Origin of the sequence: Inquilinus sp. 2KB_23, assembly GCF_052115705.1 — a bacterium.
GTDB lineage: Bacteria > Pseudomonadota > Alphaproteobacteria > DSM-16000 > Inquilinaceae > Inquilinus > Inquilinus ginsengisoli_A.
Window position 1 is genome coordinate 86,846 of sequence record NZ_JBFRHF010000011.1, and the last position, 12,278, is coordinate 99,123.

The window sequence follows — 12,278 nt, forward strand, 5'->3', positions numbered from 1 at the left end:
AGGAGAGCGGAGCGCGAGACGACCGATGATCGTCCACATCAACGGCTGGCCCGGGGTCGGCAAGCGCACCGTCGCGGCGCTTCTCGCGGCTCGGCTCGGCGCCCGTCTGATCGACAATCATCTGCTGCACGACGTCGCCATCCGATGCGCCGGCATCGACGACCCGGCGCGCTGGCCGCTCTACGAGACCGTCCGCGCGGCCGCTTATCGGGCTTTGGCGGATCGGCCGCGATCCGACACCTTCGTCATGACGGATGCCCTGTGCGCCGGCGCCCCTCGCGAGCGCGACGCCTGGCGCCATGTCGTCGCCCTGGCCGAGGCGCGGGGCGCGCCGCTCGTACCGGTGGTGCTCGAGGCCGATGAGGCCGCGCTCCGCGCTCGGATCCAAAGCCCGGACCGTCGCGGACGCAAGCTGGCCGATCCCGAGGCGCTGTCGGCGATGATCCGTTCGGACCGACTGCTGAAGCCCGATGTCCCCGAACGGCTCGACATCGACACCACCCATCTGGCCGCCGCGGATACGGCCGCCCTGATCGAGGCGCATGTGCTGGCCGCTCGAGGCGACCTGTTGCCGGCGAGCGCCCGCCATCTGGTGCTGGCGCCATGACTCAAGAGACGTCGCTCAGCGGCACGGTCGGGGAGGGCGCCCGCGCGGTCGACGGCGTGCCGGCAGCGATGGCGCTGCCCGACGGTGCTCTGACCGAGGCCCAGCGTGCCGAGATCCGCCGGCTCGCCGAGCGGGCGGACGAGTTGGTCGAGGCCGCTCTCTCCGAGAACACGCGTCTGGCCTATGGCAAGGCCTGGCGGGCCTGGAGCGAGTGGTGCCTGGGCTTCGGCCTCGATCCAACCGGCCAGGACTCGTCGGCCGCGGCCGATACCCGCTGGTTCGTCATGCACCTGACGGCGCTTTCGGAATCGCGCTCGCTGTCGACCATCCTGCTGCGCCGGGCCGCGGTGGTGGCGATCCGCAAGCGGCTGAAGCGGCCGCTCGCGCTCGACGACGCCGAGTTCGAGGCGTTCCTCAAGGGCCTGCGCCGGACCAAGGGCGCGCGGCCGACCCGCAAGGCGGCGCTGCTCGAGCCGAACCTGCGCGCCGCAGCCCTGGTGCTGACCCCGGGCACGCACCCGGATCTGGCCGGCATCGAGCTGGACGGCGGAGTAGGGGAGGGACGTCGCGCGCTACGCGACATGGCGTTGCTGCTGATCGGCTTCGCCGGCGGCTTCCGCCGTTCCGAGCTCGCCGCCTTCGATCTTCGGGACGCGACCTTCTCGGCCGAGGGCCTGGTGCTGTTCGTCGGCCGCTCCAAGGCCGACCAGGAGCGGCACGGCGCCGAGGTGGGCATCGAGACGGTGCCCGGTTCGACGCTTTGCGCCGTGACGGCGCTGCGCCGCTGGCTCGAGGTCCGCGGCGACGCGCCCGGGGGCCTGTTCTGCCGCCTCGACCGCGGCGGCAACCTGGTGGGAGGCGCCGACGGCCGGCTGCTGCCGATTGACCCGGCGACGATCGCCCGTCTGGTCAAGCGTGTGATCGCCCGCACCGGCCTCGGCACGGAGGACTTTTCAGCCCACAGCCTGCGGGCCGGGATGATGACCGCGGCGGACCTCCTCGGCATTCCGCTCGAGAAGGCCATGGAGCATGGCCGGTGGAAGAGCTTCAGTTCGGCCCGGATCTACCGCCGGCACGAGAGCCTGTGGGTGGGGAATTTCACCGGAAGGCTGCTCGCGAAGAAGTAGGCCGGAAGACGGCCGTCGATGGCCGGATCGTCCCCGTTCCGGTCGGCCGGGTCGGCTAGTGGGTGCCCGAAATCGGCCATCCAACACGGCGCCTCGAAGCGGACATGGCCGGATTCGACCCCAAGCGGTCGCGGGCATGGCGACCAGACGATTGGTCCGCATCCGGCTCATTTCGGACTGCCCCCGCGTTGCCTCTGGAGGCCGCTCCGTCCCCTTTGCCGACATCCGGAAGCAGTCCAGGCCGCTCCGAACCAGACACTGCCCGTCGCTGCGGCGGCTCTCCTATCGATACCCGCAGACAGACGGCTCGTGCACGCCTAAGCATCTTGGTTATGATGCGGCCAGGGCCGGGGATCAATGGGCAAAACCAGATTCTTAATGTAGAATCGAAAGAGGCTGGGGATGCAGGATTCATGACAGCAACAATAAACAAGTCGGGTTCGGAATCAGCGGGACAGCAACGTCGATCGAGTGCGGGATTTGTAGTTACGGATTGCACAGAGATCGCCTGTTTTATTTGTGCAAGTGCGCCGACGTGACTAGCCTCGCTGTTCGACTGATGGAGATCGACGACACGCAGCTCGAAGAATTTATCGAGCTGTGGGTGGAGCGTCGTTCCCAGCAATACGATCGGGTCGAGCGAATCGGCGCGGCAAACGACAAGGGCCGCGACGTGATCGGCTTTCTGACCCGCACCAGGCACGAAGGGCCTTGGCATCTCTTTCAGTGTAAACGGAAGACGCGAGGCGGCAAACTTGGAAAGTCTGAGGGGCTCGCCGAACTCGGCAAGGTGTTCTTCCATCATAGTCAGGGTGCGTACAAAACTCTCCCCGAAAAATATGTGTTCGTCGCGCCGCGCGGCATCGTCGGCTCGTTGATGGATCTGATTAACAACCCTTCGACTCTGGGAACCGCGTTGATCGAGGGCTGGGATGAGAACTGCTCCAAGAGCATAACCCGGCGAGAGACGGTGGCGCTAACGGCGGAAATCAGAGCGGCGATCGAGGGATTCGATTTTTCGCGCGTCGAGCACCTGACTGCCCCGATGCTCGTGAAGGACCAAGCCGCGGGACCAGCCTTGTCCAAGGTGCTTGGTTTGGTGCCGGACGAGGCGCCCGTGGGCGAAGCACCGCAGGCCATTCAGCCGGAGGAGGCGCAATATGTCGACCAGCTCCGTCACGTCTATGGAGAGGCCAGCGGAGGCACCTTCACATCGGCCGACGATGTCCTGGCGCATGCGGATCACGGCGAGCATTTTCGCGATCAGCGCACGCGCTTTTTCGAAGCTGCCTCTTTCAAGCGGTTTCACCGAGACAACACTGCTCCAGGCGCGATCGGGACGTTTGAGGACGATGTCTATCACGGCGTCATCGAGGTGCACCGCGATCGGCACGAGACTCTTTTGCGGCGTGTCGATGCGGTCATGAAGCACGCGTCGATCTTGCCGGCGAGTTTGATCGGCCGCACGGTGCGCGTCCCGGTAAAGCAAGGGGTTTGCCACCACCTGGTAAATGACGGGCGGCTGAAATGGGCACCGTGAGTGAGAGCGATTTCGGAGGATTGTTCAACTCTCCTCTCGAGGCGGGCATCAGAGCCGTCGTGGTGCTGGAGCATTTGCGGCCGGAGACGCTGGACCTCGCCGAGATGGTCCTATTCGACCACGTCGTGGTGCACACCGCTGATCTTGGCGGTCCGCCTAGCCTGCATCCCGAGGTCCCCGGCCGAAAAGGTGAGCTTCTCGTTCGGCGGAGATTGATCGAGGCGAGCTTGCTGCTCATGCAGCGATGCCATCTCATTGACCAAGAGAGCGCCGAGGACGGCTTCGTTTATCGCGCCTCCGAAGAGGCCGCGGCCTATGTCGAGCTGCTCGAAACGGACTACTCCGTGCAGATGAAGGCTTGTGCTCGTTGGCTCGCGGAGCAGGTAAGGAGCCACAGCAAGGCGCAGTTCAAGCGGCTGGTGCGGGAACGGATCGGCGATTGGACCGAAGCGTTCCAGACAGGCCCAACATGAGCACTTCCAATCCCGCGCGCTTCTTCCTTCGCCGTCTTGCGATTACGGGGCCTGAAAAAAAGCCCGTCACCCTCATGTTTGGAGAGCGCATCAACGTCATTTGGGGCGCCTCGAACAGCGGCAAGTCCTATATCGTCAAGGCGCTCGACTTCATGTCTGGCGCCAAGACGCCCCTGCCGCCGATCACGGAGGCCCAGGGCTACGACAAATGCTGGCTCGAGATCGAACTTCCTGTGACCGGCCCTGTGACGCTGGAGCGGGCGATGAAGGGCGGAGATTTCGGTCTCCACATCGGTTCGGTGGATCCGGAGTCTGCTGGTCGGCCCGATCGGACACTATCCTGGGATCACCGCGGCAAAGGCGAGAGCCTGTCGGGTTTTCTGCTCGGCGAGCTCGGGGTCGGCACGAAGGAGATTGCTCGAACCCTGACGGGCGACAAGAACGTTTTCACCTTCCGGCACTTTGCCGCCTACGTTTACACTGAAGAAACGAACATGATGGGGGAGTGGAGCCCCATTCGAATTTCAGACCGCAGTGGTGAAACATTCGACAAGAACGTTCTGAAGTTCATCCTGACCGGCCTCGACGATTCCGCGATCGTCACCACGCAGAACCCCGATTCCCAGCGAACCGCGAATTTGGGCAAAGTCGAAATAATCGACGAAATGATTGCGGCCGCGCAACTGGAATGGGAGCGGGATTATCCCGGCGACCCAGACTTAAACGATCAGGCCGAAAAGCAAACCGCAGCGATCCGCGACCTCCAGCAGACCATGGCGTATCGCCAATCGCTTTTGGACGAGCTTCGTCTGGATCGTCGGTCGAAAATGGAATCTCTCAGAGACACCCAGGAGCGTCGGACCGAGATATCACTCTCCCTGCAGCGATTTGCCTTGCTCAAGAGCGTCTACGAAAGCGACCTGCAGCGACTGGCATCGCTCGAGGAAGGGGGCGCGGCTCTGCTGGCGGGCGCACGCAGGCCCTGCCCGGTCTGCGGCGCGGATCCATCGCATCAGCTTCACGCGCATGGGATCGACGAGGTCGAGATAACCCAGAGGGCGGTTCGGGCCGAGATGGCTAAGATCGCGTCGGAGCGGGCCGACCTTGCGAAGGCAACACGTTCTCTGGAAGCCGAACAAGAAGGATTGCTGAAACGCGCCGAGCGGCTGTCAGACGAGATCGAAGGCGTTGACGGACAGCTCGATGAGGTGAAGCCGCTGGAAGTCGCCACGCGCCGAACCTACGAGGAGCTGGACGCGGCCCGCTTCGTGACCAAGCAGGGCCTCGCCCTGCGACAGCGCGTTGACGAGCTTCATCGCCGAAAGGCGCAGCTTGAGGCCTTCAAACCGAGGTCCCTGCCGCGCGGTAGCGTGACTTCCGGCATAGATGGAGTGACGGGACACGAATTTGCGACCACCGTGCAGACGGTGCTTCATGCTTGGCAGTTTCCAGGGCTACCGACCGTCTCCTTCGACGATAAGACGCACGATATTCTCATTGACGGAAAAAGCCGTCGCGCCAACGGCAAGGGCGTCCGGGCGTTGATGAACGCCGCTTTCAAGATCGGCGTCATGCTGTACTGCCGGCAGAAGGAGCTTCCCCATCCAGGAATCGTGGTTCTCGACAGTCCTCTGCTAAGCTACCGCGATCCCCTCACCTCCAGGCATGGCGAGTTGGGTGCTGACGAAAAGCAGGTGAAGGATAGCGGGCTCAAGGAACACTTCTATCGGTTCCTGGTGGAGCAGAAAGATATGGCTCAGTTCGTAATCATAGAGAACGACCCGCCTCCAATCCTCCTCGGCGAAGGATCGATCGTGACATCCTTCGCCGGTTCGCAGGGAACTGGTGAGCGGCGAGGCTTGTATTGAGGCGGAGATCCGGCAAGGCGCACCGCCGGTAGGATTCTGGAAGTTGCTTGGTCTCGATCGATCGCGCCTGGTGGGAGCATCTCGCTCCGAAAGCGATGCATCGCCGGTTTCGCTAGGGCGAGACATTGCGGCGCCAATTGTGTCGGTCCGAGTACGGCGCACACCGGCTTAGGATCGCAAGGCAGAAGCGCGGGGCGAGCCGCCCGATGCCGACACATTATCGTGGGAGCGGCCTTCTACGACGATAGCAATGGCGACACCGTCGAGTATCAACGCCGCATACGACTGACCCTCACTGACGAGGCGGTCTCCAAAACGAGGTATCTGAACGACGCGGCCTCTGGCGGCAGCTGTCGCTGTTCCCGAAGACCTACGAGGACGTCTGGCGCGAATGGTTCTTGCCGACCGCGTTGGGCGAGTGGACGTCGGCCCCTACGGTATGTGAACGGTCTCGGTCACTTCAGGGTCGGCGAACACGCCGCGTGCCCGCAGCGCATCAGCCTGCCGACGATAGTCAGGTGATAGATCTCTTGCGTCGAACACCCGGAGCAGCCGGATCGGGTCGTCCCAGGCGCGATTGTTGATCCCGAGCCCGACGATCGTGTCGCCGCCGAAGCGATCGGCCGCGACGATGATGTGGTCGCTCAGGTCCTGCAGGCACCAGCGGTCATGGTCGGCGATCGGCACCCCGGGTCGTGGTGGCGGAAAGGTCATCAACATGTAGCGGACGCCTGGGCTGGAGGCGCTCTCGAGGGTCAGCGCCCAGGACGCCGCCTGGTTGGGCTCGTCCAGCAGATCAAGAAAGCCGTCGACGATCATCCGGCGCGAGAAGCGCGACTCCTGGGCCAGCAGGCGCATGGCAGCCTCATGGTTGGGGGCGTCGGGGTGGCCGTCGCCCGCCTGCAGGGCCAGATATTCGCGGTGGAAGTCGTCGACCATCGCGTCGATCAGTTGGCTCGGCCGGTCCTTCTCGGCCGTCGCCAGATCGCGCTCGGACCCCGCGAAGCTGTCCCAGAGGCCGTCGATCCGGCGCGACAGCGTGGTACCCGGGCCGTCAACCCGATACCCCAGCCCCTGCATCCAGTTGATTGTCGCATGGGCCAAAAGGTCGAGTTCGCGGAAGCAAAACCCGCCGCCACCGGCCAGGGCGGCGGCGCGCGAGGCGAGGTATGCGATGAAGTCCGGGGCGGTATCCAGCCGTTCGAGCAGCAGATCGATGGCGTCGCCGTCGAAGAGGTGGACGAACTGACCCCGCAGCTCGAGCGGGCCCACTGTAAACGGCTTGCCGGGGGCTGCATCGTCATAGCTTAGTGGCGACCACCCCGGCGGCCGCACTGTGGGGTCCTTGGCCGGGCGAGCGACACCGACCAGGTGGTAGCGGCGCCGGTCGTGTGGGGCCAAGGGGAAGGCCAGCGGTTGGCGCGCGCCTGCGTCCACGAAGACGCGGGTCTCGGGCATCTCCAGCCGGCGCAGGGCGCCGCCCAATTGCTTCAGGCTGTCGTCCACCGCCGCCGTCGACCAGCGCGACCAGGCGATCTCTGGCCCGGCGGCGACTTCGAATTCGCAGGCCTTGTCCGAGATGACGATCACGTCATCGCCGAATGGGATGACGAGGTCTGAGATCTCCTTGCCCGCCTTGTAGGCCGGGCCGAGGATCGCCCAGGGCTTCAGGAAGGTCCGCTCGGCAAGCTGGAGCAGGAAGGATTCGGATCGGCTGGCGGGCATGAGACGGGCACGGTGATTGGGGCAGGGCCACAATCCAAGCGTGAGCTGGGCCCCGCTCTAGATTGGGTGGCGGGGCCCGTTCTGCTAGGATGATCTTGAGAGGAAGGAAACGTCGGACGACACCCAGCAAAAGGCGGACCCCGCGCAAGAACAGGCGCACGACGCCGACCACGTCGCGCCCGTGGCCACCTTGGCGAGCGGCGTACCGGGTGCGTCTTTCGACGAGCTCGAGAAGACCGAAGGCCTGACGGACAAGGCCGGCAAGCTGCGCGCCCTTGTCGTCGGCGACGGGGTCATGGCCGAGCCGGCCATGCGGGCCATCCTGTTCCCGGATACGACATGATCGATGGCAACGTCGGCCTTGGGTCGCGTGCGGTCAGGTCCGCTTCGTAGCCCTGGCTGAGACGGCCAGTTTCAGGCGCGATCTGAGACCCAAGCGGAGTGAGAATGGCCGGATCCTGCGGGTTCTAGCGACGTCCGGTGTTGGGGCGCCGACGCGATGACCACATATGGCGCGCTTCGGACGCGAAGCTGAGCGAGCTGGTAAACTCGGTGGCCGGAAACAAGGCATCTACGACGTTCGCGGGTGCTTGCCGGGCCCCTAGCCTCCAGGCGGCACAGGCCGGACTTTCTCGGCCACTGCAGGAGGAGCATGCCATGACAAAGCTCAGGGAACTCGCGATCGAAGCCCATGGGGGATTGCAGCGTTGGCGGCAGTTCGAACGGCTGTCGGCTGATCTTCAGCAGGGAGGGGTGCTGTGGCCGTTGAAGGGGCAGCCGCAGACCCTCGAACGCACCACGGTCACGGTGGACCTGCGCAGGGAATGGGCCTCCCATGCGCCGTTCGGCGCCGGGCACCGCCATTCCGAATTCGAGCCCGGGCGGGTGGCCCTGGAAGCCGCGGACGGGACAGTGCTGGAGGAGCTCCGGGATCCTCGAAAGAGCTTCGCAGGCCACACGCTGCAGACGCCGTGGACGGAGCTTCAACTGGCCTACTTCGCCGGCTGCGCCATGTGGACATATCTCAACACGCCCTTCCTGCTCGCCTGGCCRGGGGTTGAGRCCGAGGAGATCGAGCCGTGGCGGACGAGCAAGGGGCTCTGGCGCCGTCTCGCCGTCCGCTTCCCGGCTCACATCGCGACGCACAGCGCGGTGCAGACGCTCTACTTCGATGGCGAGGGGCTGCTGAAGCGGCATGACTATGACGTGGAGATCGCCGGCAATACGCCGGGCGCCCGCCTGGTCGACGACTATGTGGACGTCTCGGGCATCAGGGTTCCGACCAGGAGGCGCATCTTCGCGCGGCAGCCCGACGGCGGCTTCAGCGAAGAGCCGCTGGTGGTGTCGATCGATATGTCCAATATCCGGCTGAGCTGACGTCCGGTTTCTAAAGCATGGCGAGGCTGCCTGCTTCGTTGCGGATYGCTCTGGGCACCTCGCCATGCGCACGGATGAAGGCCTGGCGCATGCGCTCGCGGTTTGCGAAGCCCGACGACCTCGATGGGCAGCCGGCTCTGCTCCAGCATCAGTTTCGCGGCCTCGATCCGCAGGGCCTCGACCGCCTTCGCCGGGGTCGTTCCGGTCTGCGAGCGGAAGAGACGTGTGAACTGCCGYGGGCTCAGGCACGCCGCGCGCGCCAGATCCTCCGTGCTTAGGCTCTCGCGCAGATTCTGCCTGGCATAGGGGGTACCGGCSCGTGTGGCACAGCTATCTCATGGCGTGCCCGAAGGCGGTCTTGCGACCGGCAACTATTTCGCTGCGCATCATATGAACGRATGACGCCGCGTCGGCYCCGATATGGGAGTCTTCCTACGGCACCCTGAGGGCGCTAACGCGCGAGCATCCCGCAAGTGATCCGGCTGCAACAGCGGAGCGGCGCCTTCTCACCGGCGGCTCAGGAGCCRCTAGCCTGTTCTCTGCGGGATGAATCGATGACGTCCAACGCGACTTTCCAGACGATTGTGGGGTTCGCCCTGAGCTATGCGGGCATCCTTGTTATTCCCGGTCCCAACATGTTGGCCATCGGCGGCATTGCTGCCCTGCGGGGCCGGCGCGCGGCGCTGCCGTTCTGCATCGGCATGGCAATCGGCGCAGGCCTGCTGGCGCTGATGCTGCACCARGCCCTGAGTCTATCGGTGGCCCTGAGCRGGATCGCGTTGTCCGGACGGGCCGTCGGCGCGCTTCTTCTGGCGCTTATGGCGCTGCAGCTGCTGCGGCAGCGTGTGCCTGTCGGCGAGGTCGGGCTGGGACGCGGCGAAGGTCCGGTGTTCGTCGCTTTCGGGGCAGGGCTCTGCATCGCTGCCACCAACCCGTTGACCGGCGCGTTCTTCCTGTCGCAATTCCTGGTCATGGCGACACAGCTGCCCGAGCCGGCGCAGACTTGCGTGCTGCTGATGGTGCCGCTGGAGGCGCTCGGCGTCGCCCTGCTGGCGGCATCGCTACTCGGCAGCTCCCGGGCCAGGCGCGCGGCGCGGGCTTGGCACCGGCCGATCCGCTTCCTCGCCGCTGGCGCGCTCCTGGCTCTGGCGGCACGGTCTTTTTATTCGCTCGTCGGGTAGGGGTGACCGGTCTTGGTGATGATTTAGCCAGCGATTCAAAAGCTTATGGCCCTGTGCGGCTAGGCGCTCGACCCAGAGAGCTTCTGATGCAAGCGATCGCTCTTCAGTTTCGCAGATATCGAGCACTCGGAAGCGCGGCGTACTTCCTGTCTTAGTCACATCCCAGATCCAAGCCCGGATTGGACGGAGGCGGGAATGTGGCCGCTCCGTTCGTGTCTTCAGGTGATCTGCAATTCGCCTTGCGAAGCTGCCGCTCTGGCCCACATAGACGAATTCGTCGGTCCGTGGATCAAGGATCGCGTAGGTCACGTAGAGGCCCGCTGCCAGGTCCTCAACGCACCATAGACTCCCATCGTCCACGTGACGAAGCCATTCGATCGCCGACGCAGTGGCCGCCGGCTGCGCAGTGCGTCTGTGGGCGGCATGAACGTCGCGTTTGATGTGCCCTGCTCGATCGGTACAGGGTTGGCGTGAAGCAGCGCCGCAACGCCGGCAAGGATGTTCGAGCGGATCGGACATCGGCTGTCCCCGATGCAGCGCTGCACTCCATTGACGTCACGTCGGGTCCAAACTGACTGGCAACTCTACGAGCTGCTGCAGGTCGGCGAGAACAGATCGAAGCGGCGGCCAGGGGAACTCGTCGTCATCCGACCGAGACTGACCGATGGAGAGCACCATGGCGAGCTTGGCAGCCATGCCGGCCAACGTTCCGGCTGGCACCTGCCAGATGGTTTCGGTCAGCGTGTCCCAGCGGTCCCAGGCGAGATTGACACGTTCTTCCGCTGGACCGAACCCGATTGCCGCCGCCGCCATCTCCCAGCGGCGCCGGTGAGCCGCGAACTCGCGGTGCAGCCTTTGCCGAAGCTCTTCCGTCCCCGGCAGGTCCTCCAGCAGCGCGTCGATCTCTGCCGGCTCGCAGGCCGAAACCGGCTCCGCCTCGCCCGGAACTGGTACGATCACGCGCGGCATGCCGACGGTACGGAGCAGGACGCCCTCCTTCTTCTGCCAATCGTCCTGCCAAGCATCGAGCTCGGCATCGAGAGCCCGCCATTCCTGGAAGAGATCGAGTACTGGATCGGAGCTGGCGCCGCGGCGCCGGGCATCGGCTGCGTTGATCGAGAGGACGGTGGCGCCGCCGAGCAGGTCGCGGCGGCTGAGCGCAGGCAAAGTCGTGATATCGTCGGAATCAGCCATGATCCGGCTCCCTGAAGCTGGATTGTGGTCAGGCCGGGCGGGGTGTTTCCGCACCTCGTCCGGCCGCCTGTCCTAGACCGCTGATCAATCCTCACTCGACGAACGCGCGCAAGCGGTTGCTCACACGGCAATTCTGCCATAAGAGGGATTGATACCAACGGGATCATGCCCGTTGATCCTTTTGGGATCAAGAGGAAAGTGATAACACCAGGCCAGATTAGGGCGGCGCGCGGATTCCTTGGGATCTCTCAAGCCGAATTAGCTCGTGCGGCGGGCGTGTCGGTCCCCACGATCAAGCGCAGCGAAAGCGATGGCGAGCAAACTCTTAAGGTCAGTGACGAAATGCGAGCTCGGATCCGGGCGGCGCTGGAGAATGCCGGCATCGAGTTCACTAACGGCGAGGTTCCCGGCATTCGCATCAAGAAGCCGGTCCGGCCGTAGCGGCGGATCGAGCGACATAGGCTCCCAAGGCGCAGGAGGGGCGAAGGGCTCTGCCCCTCGCCCTGCAAGGGGCGGGTCCTCGCCATGCTCGCCGCGTCGCGTGCGCTCCCGCGGCTGCGCGTGGCTCTGGTCCCGGCGCCCTTGCCCCCACTCCCCGGTCCTCGCCGGACGGGCAGGGGTTGATGCAGCGGCATCAACCCGCTGCCGCGAAGCAAGGGGAGACTGCCAATGTCCGCTTTCGTCGTCGTCCAGGAGCATATCGACGAACTGGTCTCGGCTGCCATCGATCTGGAGATCCGCGCCCGCCTCGTGACCGACCGAGGCTATCGACAGGTGAACCACGAGAACGCCAACGATTTCGGCCGGATGCTCTGGGCCGAGAACATCCGCTCCGTCATTCATCGCTACCGACTGTCCGGCACCGAGGAGGCAGCGGAGTACGAGGCCGCAGTCGGGGCCAATCGCTTCACCTGGCGCCCTGTGCCGCCCGGTCGAGCTGCCAAGCGCTTGGCCTGCTTCGAGTACCAAGCCTGCGAATGCGAGGATTGGGAAGAGAGCCTGGCCTACGACTTCGGCTCTCAGATGGCCCGGGCGCTGATTACAAAGCTGCCGGGCTATGCCGAAGCGCCGTGGTGAAGTTCGATGCTGCCGGGTCGCGCTCGATGTGGCCCGGCAGGTAGAAGAGCGGGTGCATTCACCGATGCACTCTCGAATATATTCCAGAATGTATTCGGCCGGTTGCGCG

General features: G+C 64.8%; 13 protein-coding genes and 1 pseudogene. 10 read left to right on the plus strand and 4 right to left on the minus strand.

Going from position 1 to position 12,278, the window contains the following annotated elements:
• Positions 1 to 25: 25 nt before the first annotated feature.
• The 5 genes from AB4112_RS15890 (at position 26) to AB4112_RS15910 (ending at position 5,615) form a co-directional block, all read left to right on the plus strand.
• On the plus strand, positions 26 to 607 hold the full coding sequence (locus tag AB4112_RS15890) for an AAA family ATPase (protein WP_441720915.1): 582 nt from the start codon (positions 26 to 28) through the stop codon (positions 605 to 607).
• Between the two features lie 68 nt (positions 608 to 675).
• Complete coding sequence (locus AB4112_RS15895; RefSeq protein ID WP_441720918.1) at positions 676 to 1,734, plus strand: tyrosine-type recombinase/integrase; 1,059 nt, start codon at positions 676 to 678, stop codon at positions 1,732 to 1,734.
• A gap of 559 nt (positions 1,735 to 2,293) precedes the next feature.
• On the plus strand, positions 2,294 to 3,274 hold the full coding sequence (locus AB4112_RS15900; protein ID WP_441720921.1) for an ABC-three component system protein: 981 nt from the start codon (positions 2,294 to 2,296) through the stop codon (positions 3,272 to 3,274).
• Complete coding sequence (locus AB4112_RS15905; protein ID WP_441720924.1) at positions 3,262 to 3,747, plus strand: ABC-three component system middle component 2; 486 nt, start codon at positions 3,262 to 3,264, stop codon at positions 3,745 to 3,747. Before AB4112_RS15900 ends, AB4112_RS15905 begins: the two co-directional genes overlap by 13 nt.
• Positions 3,744 to 5,615 (plus strand): hypothetical protein, encoded by a 1,872-nt coding sequence (locus AB4112_RS15910; protein WP_441720927.1) that lies wholly within the window; start codon positions 3,744 to 3,746, stop codon positions 5,613 to 5,615. The genes AB4112_RS15905 and AB4112_RS15910 overlap by 4 nt, the downstream gene beginning before the upstream one ends.
• A gap of 432 nt (positions 5,616 to 6,047) precedes the next feature.
• On the opposite strand, the gene AB4112_RS15915 is transcribed toward AB4112_RS15910, so the two are convergent.
• Positions 6,048 to 7,340: a hypothetical protein gene (locus tag AB4112_RS15915; RefSeq protein WP_441720930.1), complete on the minus strand. Its 1,293-nt coding sequence runs from the start codon at positions 7,338 to 7,340 to the stop codon at positions 6,048 to 6,050.
• A gap of 181 nt (positions 7,341 to 7,521) precedes the next feature.
• Between AB4112_RS15915 and AB4112_RS15920 the strand changes: the two genes are divergently transcribed.
• Positions 7,522 to 7,683, plus strand: a complete 162-nt coding sequence (locus AB4112_RS15920) for a hypothetical protein (protein ID WP_441720933.1) — start codon at positions 7,522 to 7,524, stop codon at positions 7,681 to 7,683.
• 314 nt (positions 7,684 to 7,997) lie between these two features.
• Positions 7,998 to 8,717 (plus strand): hypothetical protein, encoded by a 720-nt coding sequence (locus AB4112_RS15925; RefSeq protein ID WP_441720935.1) that lies wholly within the window; start codon positions 7,998 to 8,000, stop codon positions 8,715 to 8,717.
• A gap of 125 nt (positions 8,718 to 8,842) precedes the next feature.
• Here AB4112_RS15925 and AB4112_RS15930 read toward each other — a convergent pair.
• Positions 8,843 to 9,007, minus strand: a pseudogene (locus AB4112_RS15930) (helix-turn-helix domain-containing protein); the annotation flags it as partial.
• A 264-nt stretch (positions 9,008 to 9,271) separates the two neighbouring features.
• On the opposite strand from AB4112_RS15930, the gene AB4112_RS15935 reads away from it, so the two are divergent.
• Complete coding sequence (locus tag AB4112_RS15935; protein ID WP_441720938.1) at positions 9,272 to 9,898, plus strand: LysE family transporter; 627 nt, start codon at positions 9,272 to 9,274, stop codon at positions 9,896 to 9,898.
• Here the strand turns inward: AB4112_RS15935 and AB4112_RS15940 are convergent.
• Complete coding sequence (locus AB4112_RS15940) at positions 9,779 to 10,417, minus strand: GIY-YIG nuclease family protein (protein WP_374710601.1); 639 nt, start codon at positions 10,415 to 10,417, stop codon at positions 9,779 to 9,781. The two genes, AB4112_RS15935 and AB4112_RS15940, sit on opposite strands and share 120 nt — an antisense overlap.
• Before the next feature lie 36 nt (positions 10,418 to 10,453).
• The gene (locus AB4112_RS15945; protein ID WP_309793122.1) at positions 10,454 to 11,092 is read right to left on the minus strand and encodes a hypothetical protein; all 639 of its coding nucleotides are present in this window, start codon (positions 11,090 to 11,092) and stop codon (positions 10,454 to 10,456) included.
• A 165-nt stretch (positions 11,093 to 11,257) separates the two neighbouring features.
• On the opposite strand from AB4112_RS15945, the gene AB4112_RS15950 reads away from it, so the two are divergent.
• Together AB4112_RS15950 and AB4112_RS15955 are read left to right on the plus strand one after the other, a co-directional pair.
• Complete coding sequence (locus tag AB4112_RS15950; protein WP_309793121.1) at positions 11,258 to 11,533, plus strand: helix-turn-helix domain-containing protein; 276 nt, start codon at positions 11,258 to 11,260, stop codon at positions 11,531 to 11,533.
• 228 nt (positions 11,534 to 11,761) lie between these two features.
• A complete protein-coding gene (locus tag AB4112_RS15955) occupies positions 11,762 to 12,169 on the plus strand; it encodes a hypothetical protein (protein ID WP_309793120.1) in 408 nt (135 codons plus the stop codon).
• Positions 12,170 to 12,278: the final 109 nt, after the last annotated feature.

Excerpts from the sequence above, each read along its gene's own strand:
- AB4112_RS15945 (WP_309793122.1), bottom strand. The coding sequence starts at position 11,092 with ATGGCTGATTCCGACGATATCACGACTTTGCCTGCGCTCAGCCGCCGC.
- AB4112_RS15955 (WP_309793120.1), top strand. The coding sequence starts at position 11,762 with ATGTCCGCTTTCGTCGTCGTCCAGGAGCATATCGACGAACTGGTCTCG.
- AB4112_RS15910 (WP_441720927.1), top strand. The coding sequence starts at position 3,744 with ATGAGCACTTCCAATCCCGCGCGCTTCTTCCTTCGCCGTCTTGCGATT.
- AB4112_RS15890 (WP_441720915.1), top strand. The coding sequence starts at position 26 with ATGATCGTCCACATCAACGGCTGGCCCGGGGTCGGCAAGCGCACCGTC.
- AB4112_RS15950 (WP_309793121.1), top strand. The coding sequence starts at position 11,258 with ATGCCCGTTGATCCTTTTGGGATCAAGAGGAAAGTGATAACACCAGGC.
- AB4112_RS15895 (WP_441720918.1), top strand. The coding sequence starts at position 676 with ATGGCGCTGCCCGACGGTGCTCTGACCGAGGCCCAGCGTGCCGAGATC.
- AB4112_RS15915 (WP_441720930.1), bottom strand. The coding sequence starts at position 7,340 with ATGCCCGCCAGCCGATCCGAATCCTTCCTGCTCCAGCTTGCCGAGCGG.
- AB4112_RS15905 (WP_441720924.1), top strand. The coding sequence starts at position 3,262 with ATGGGCACCGTGAGTGAGAGCGATTTCGGAGGATTGTTCAACTCTCCT.
- AB4112_RS15900 (WP_441720921.1), top strand. The coding sequence starts at position 2,294 with ATGGAGATCGACGACACGCAGCTCGAAGAATTTATCGAGCTGTGGGTG.
- AB4112_RS15940 (WP_374710601.1), bottom strand. The coding sequence starts at position 10,417 with ATGTCCGATCCGCTCGAACATCCTTGCCGGCGTTGCGGCGCTGCTTCA.